Genomic DNA, 2,242 nt, shown 5'->3' on the forward strand with positions numbered 1-2,242 from the left:
ACTTAACTTTACCTTTGTCCAACTATTTAGGATAAGCTGGAATTATCGAAACCGTAGAAATAATAGATAAAATGAGTAATCTCCTCTGGCCGCGTTTTCTCAAGAAAGCTTACCGTCAAGAACCAATAACTAGCTTTATCTTTACCGTAGCGGCAGTAGATGTCATCATCGGGGTTGTAGGACAAAGATGGACACTGCTATCTTTAGGGGCAACGATTATGGCGATCGCTATCTTCGCTCGGTGGCAACAGGGCCAAAAAACCGAGCAAATCAACAAAGAAGAAGCAGCGAGATATTATTTACCGCCCCAATCGGGTCAAGTAGCTTTACCAACCCTGAAAAACGAAAAAAATCGACCTTCTTAGCTCAAAAATCCCACCTTGCTTGGCAATCAATCCCCTCAAAGGCTAGAATCTATAGCACCGTTCATTTGTTAATATTCAAGTAAATTTATGAAATTCCGATTTATGGGTGGGGAGAAACTTGTCGGGGCAATTGTGGTCACTGTCCTAACCGCGCTGACAATCGGGCAACATCAGCTTAGTCAGGCCCAAAGTCCTATTGCCCCCCCTCAACCCGCAGCTGAAAGTGGCGAAAAAACCCCAGAAACTATCCTAGTAGAAGGTTTAGGCAGACTTACCCTCGCTAAAACCTTAGAAGGGCAACAATCCACCCCTAATGCTGTGATTTTCAGCCCCGATAACCAATTTGTTCTCGCTGGTGGTAGTGATACGGATCCTCTCCTGAGAATTTGGTCAGTAAAAACAGGGCAAAAAGTTTCCCAAACTCGCGCCCAAAGAACCAGCGTCAAAGCTTTAGCTATTACTCCCAACGAAAAATTATTAGTTAGTAGCGGTTCAGATGGTTCTATTAATTTTTGGAATCTGGTGGAGGGCAAGTATTTAGGAATTGCCCTCGAACACGGTAATACTGTCCTCGCCCTCACCGTTACTCCCGATGGTAAAACGTTAATTAGTGGTGGTTTGGAAGGAATTCGCCTCTGGACAGTGCAACCCCCCCGCCGTCCCCTCTATCGTTTAAATTGGGTGGGTAATTTTGTTTATTCCCTAGGGATGAAATCCGATGGTGTCACCCTGGCCAGCGGTCATGAAGACGGTGAGGTACATTTTTGGGACATCCGCGAGGGCAAATTTTTATCAAAATTTGCCGCCCATCCCCAAGCGGTTAGCAAGCTTTTATACAATCCCGACGGTAAAAATTTAATTACGGGTAGTTTAGACCGCACGATTAAAATCTGGGATACGAGCAATAATAAGTTATTATTTACCCTCATCGGTCATACAGCCCGAATCCGTTCCCTCGCACTCCATCCTAACGGACAAATTCTCGCTAGTGCCAGTAATGACGGTGTGCGTTTATGGGATGTGACGACGGGTAAACAGTTGGCCTGGTTTGATAATAATTCCGACTGGGTGGAATCCCTAGCTTTTAGTCCCGATGGGCAGTATTTGGCTAGTGGTAATTATGATTTGAAAATTCGCCTCTGGCAATTCGTCCGTTAGGCAAAAATGCCCGCATTTAGCCTTTAACTACTTCTAGAAAAGCTGATTTAGCTGCTGCCTGTTCCGCCGCTTTTTTGCTTCTGCCAGTTCCCACTCCTAATTTCTGCTCATTTAACCACACTTCCGCACAAAAACGCTCTTGATCTAAACCATTGATTTCTTTAACTAAATATTGCGGCAGTTTTTTGTATTTTGCTTGTGTCCACTCCTGCAAGGCATCCTTATAATTCTGGCGGGCCGGATCTCGACGAATTTCGGCCGCTTTTTCCCGCAGTGGTTCATCTAACCAAGAACGCACTAAAATCATTGTCTGTGTACTAAGATATAATGCTCCTAAAACTGCCTCAAAAGCGTCTGCTAGTCGAGAAATTCGCCCCGCTTGATCGATACTCGTACTACTTGACACCAACAAATAACGCTCGAAACCGTAGCGATCCGCAAATTCCGCCAGAGTGCGATCGCTAACCATCATTGATCGCAGCGCGGCAAATTCCCCCACGAGCGCCTCTGGATAGGTTTCTAACAATACCTCCGCCGCCACAAGTCTTACCACAGAATCGCCCACAAATTCCAATTGTTCATAATTCTTATCACGGGAAACACTGGGATGAGTTAGAGCTAAATCTAATAAATCCCACCTGACGGGGACATCAGCTGATAAACCCAGCTTTTCCACTAGGGTTTTTAATTGTTTTTGGCGACGCGGATCACTTAAGGAC

General features: G+C 45.2%; 3 protein-coding genes. 2 read left to right on the top strand and 1 reads right to left on the bottom strand.

The window, feature by feature from the left end:
- The first annotated feature begins 71 nt into the window (after positions 1 to 71).
- Positions 72 to 365, top strand: coding sequence for a hypothetical protein (locus IQ242_RS23000; RefSeq protein ID WP_193961545.1), 294 nt, complete (start codon positions 72 to 74; stop codon positions 363 to 365).
- An 87-nt stretch (positions 366 to 452) separates the two neighbouring features.
- A complete protein-coding gene (locus IQ242_RS23005; protein WP_193961546.1) occupies positions 453 to 1,523 on the top strand; it encodes a WD40 repeat domain-containing protein in 1,071 nt (356 codons plus the stop codon).
- A gap of 16 nt (positions 1,524 to 1,539) precedes the next feature.
- Here IQ242_RS23005 and rnc read toward each other — a convergent pair.
- Positions 1,540 to 2,242: ribonuclease III (gene rnc / locus IQ242_RS23010; protein ID WP_228021170.1), on the bottom strand; the 703-nt coding region annotated here is incomplete at its 5' end.

It is taken from the genome of Microcystis sp. LEGE 08355 (assembly GCF_015207185.1).
Taxonomy (GTDB): Bacteria; Cyanobacteriota; Cyanobacteriia; order Cyanobacteriales; family Microcystaceae; genus Microcystis; species Microcystis panniformis.

Bases quoted from the DNA above. Each gene is read 5' to 3' on its own strand.
- IQ242_RS23000 (WP_193961545.1), top strand. From the start codon at position 72: ATGAGTAATCTCCTCTGGCCGCGTTTTCTCAAGAAAGCTTACCGTCAA.
- IQ242_RS23005 (WP_193961546.1), top strand. From the start codon at position 453: ATGAAATTCCGATTTATGGGTGGGGAGAAACTTGTCGGGGCAATTGTG.